The sequence below is a fragment of the Pseudoxanthomonas sp. LjRoot204_2 genome, from assembly GCF_056175765.1.
The window spans coordinates 1-3,414 of sequence record NZ_JBGFFG010000368.1; the positions used below are offsets into that span (position 1 = coordinate 1).

Below are 3,414 nucleotides of genomic sequence, written 5' to 3' on the forward strand. Positions count from 1 at the left end.
TCACCGAAGGCCAGCGCTGGGCGCACCTGGACATCGCCGGCGTCTCCAATGACGAAGGCAAGCGCGGCATGGCCACCGGCCGACCGGTCGGCCTGCTGAGCCAGTGGCTGCTGGACCGCGKCGCCTGACCGGCGACGCGAACCCGACGCCATGGCCCGTGCCGACTTCTACCTGATCGCCAAGCCGCGCTTCCTTGAGGAACCGCTCAAGCTGGTCTGCGAACTGGCCCGCAAGGCCTACGACAGCAACCAGTGGACGCTGGTACTGGCGCGCGACGCGGCGCAGGCCGAAGCGCTCGACGAACTGTTGTGGGAGTTCGATCCGGACGCCTACATCCCGCACCAGATCGCCGGCGACGAGGAGGACGAGCTGACGCCCGTGCTGATCGCCACGCCCGATGTCGACGTACCCGCCCGCGCGCTGGTCATCAACCTGCGCGACGACGCCTTCGCCGGCGACTGCGAGCGCGTGTTGGAAGTGGTGCCCGCCGACCCGTCCGCGCGCGAGCCGCTGCGCGAGCGCTGGAAGCAGTACAAGGCGCGCGGCTACGACGTGAACAAGCACGACATGTAATGCCCTCGGCGGCGCTGCCGCCGGCCACGCGATCCGCGTTCGCACGATCGCAGCAACCACACCGACACGATGACCGACCTCGCCTCCAGCTACGACCCGAAATCCTTCGAATCCCGCCTGTACGCACAGTGGGAGGCGGCCGGCTACTTCAAACCCAGTGGCAAGGGCGAACCTTATACGGTGCTGCTGCCGCCGCCGAACGTCACCGGCACGTTGCACATGGGCCACGCGTTCCAGCACACGCTGATGGACGCACTGGTGCGCTACCACCGCATGCGCGGCTACGACACGTTGTGGCAGATGGGTACCGACCATGCCGGCATCGCCACCGAGATGGTCGTCAGCCGCAACCTGGCGCTGGAAGGCAAGGGCGAGACGCGCGATTCGCTGGGCCGCGACGGCTTCATCGCCAAGGTGTGGGAATGGAAGGCGCAATCCGGCGACACCATCGAGCGGCAGATGCGCCGCATGGGCGYATCGGGCGACTGGTCGCGCAGCACCTTCACGATGGACGACGATGCGTCGAAGGCGGTCATCGAGGCGTTCGTGCACTGGCACGAGCAGGGGCTGATCTACCGCGGCCAGCGCCTGGTCAACTGGGATCCGGTACTGAAGACCGCGATCTCCGACCTGGAAGTGGAGAACGTCGAGGAAGACGGCTTCCTGTGGTCGATCGAGTATCCGCTGGCCGACGGCAGCGGTTCGCTGGTAGTCGCCACGACGCGTCCGGAAACCATGCTCGGCGACACCGCCGTGATGGTGCATCCGGACGATGAACGCTACGCGCACCTGATCGGCAAGGCGGTGAAGCTGCCGCTGACCGACCGCGAGATTCCCGTCATCGCCGACGACTACGTCGACCGCGAGTTCGGCACGGGCGTGGTCAAGGTCACGCCGGCGCACGACTTCAACGACTACCAGGTGGGCCTGCGCCACGACCTGCCGCTGATCAACCTGCTGACGCCGACCGCGGCGATCAACGAGAACGCGCCGGAAAAGTACCGCGGCCTGGACCGCTACGAAGCCCGCAAGGTCGTGCTCGCGGACCTGGAAGACCTCGGCCTGCTGGTCGAAACCAAGCCGCACAAGCTGCAGGTGCCGCGCGGCGACCGCACCAACCAGGTGATCGAGCCCTACCTGACGGACCAGTGGTTCGTGAAGATGGATGGCCTGGCCAAGCGCGGCTTGGAACTCGTCGAATCCGGCGAGGTGAAGTTCGTCCCGCCGAACTGGATCAACACCTACCGCCACTGGATGGAGAACATCCAGGACTGGTGCATCAGCCGCCAGCTCTGGTGGGGCCACCGCATCCCGGCGTGGTTCGATGGCGCGGGCAACTGCTACGTCGGCCGCGACGAAGCCGAGGCGCGCGCCAAGGCCGGCCTGTCCGCCGACGTTGCGCTGACGCAGGACAGCGACGTGCTGGAGACCTGGTTCTCCTCGCAGCTGTGGCCGTTCAGCACGATGGGCTGGCCGGACACGCAGGCGATGGCCGCGCGCGGTTTCGACCGCTACCTGCCGTCGTCGGTGCTGGTCACCGGCTTCGACATCATCTTCTTCTGGGTGGCGCGCATGGTGATGGCCACCGACAGCTTCGTCGGCCAGGTGCCGTTCCGCGACGTCTACATGACCGGCCTGATCCGCGACAAGGACGGCCAGAAGATGTCCAAGTCGAAGGGCAACGTGCTCGACCCCTTGGACATCATCGACGGCATCTCGCTGGAAGACCTGGTGGCCAAGCGCACCGGCGGCCTGATGCAGCCGAAGATGGCCGAGAAGATCGAGAAGGCCACGCGCAAGGAATTCCCGGACGGCATCGTGCCGCACGGCGCCGACGCGCTGCGCTTCACCATCGCCGCGCTGGCGACGCACGGCCGCGACATCAAGTTCGACATGGGCCGCGCCGAGGGCTACAAGAACTTCTGCAACAAGCTGTGGAACGCCACCCGCTTCGTGCTGATGAACACCGACGGCTTCACCGCCAGCGGCCAGCCGCAGCCGAAGACCGATGCGGAAAAGTGGATCCTCTCGCGCCTGGCCAAGGTCGTCGCCGAAGCTGAAACGCAGTTCGCCGCCTACCGCTTCGACCTGCTGTCGCAGGCGCTGTACGAGTTCGCCTGGAACGAGTTCTGCGACTGGTTCGTCGAACTCGCCAAGCCCGCGCTCAATGGCGATGACGCGACTGCCGCCGACAGCACCCGCCACACGCTGCTGTACGTGCTGGAGTCGCTGCTGCGCCTGCTGCATCCGCTGACCCCGTTCGTTACCGAGGAACTGTGGCAGCAGGTCGCGCCGAAGCTGGGCATCGACGGCGGCACCGTGTCGCTGCGGCCCTACCCGGTCGCCGGCGACTTCGCCGGCCAGGAGTACGCGCAGGCCGATGCCGACGTGGAATGGCTGAAGACGATGGTGTCCACGCTGCGCCGCGTGCGCAGCGAGCTCAACGTCTCGCCGGGCAAGACCGTCCGCCTGCTGCTGCAGGACGGTGCCGCGCAGGACCGCGCGCGGATCGAGCGCTTCACCGCGCCGCTTTCGTTCCTGCTGAAGCTCGAAGGCATCAAGTGGCTGGACGCCGGCGCCGATGCGCCCGCCTCGGCAGCCGCGGTGGTCGGTGAGCTGAAGCTGCTGGTGCCGCTGGAAGGCCTGGTCGATCTCGATGCCGAACGCGCGCGCCTGGACAAGGAAATCGCACGCGTCGCCAGCGAGAAGGAGAAGAGCGAGGCCAAGCTGGCCAAGTTCACCGACAAAGTGCCGCCGGCGGTGGTCGAACAGGAACGCCAGCGCCTCGTCGACTGGAGCAACCAGCTCGCCGCCCTGCACGGGCAGCGCGCGAAGCTCTGA

2 protein-coding genes are annotated in these 3,414 nt (G+C 67.1%); both read left to right on the forward strand.

Translation table 11 applies throughout. The features are described 5' to 3' along the window. Window positions 1–150 precede the first annotated feature (150 nt). Complete coding sequence (locus AC04L7_RS14880; protein ID WP_435996882.1) at window positions 151–573, forward strand: DNA polymerase III subunit chi; 423 nt, start codon at window positions 151–153, stop codon at window positions 571–573. A gap of 69 nt (window positions 574–642) precedes the next feature. Further along, window positions 643–3,414: a valine--tRNA ligase gene (locus AC04L7_RS14885; RefSeq protein ID WP_475513300.1), complete on the forward strand. Its 2,772-nt coding sequence runs from the start codon at window positions 643–645 to the stop codon at window positions 3,412–3,414.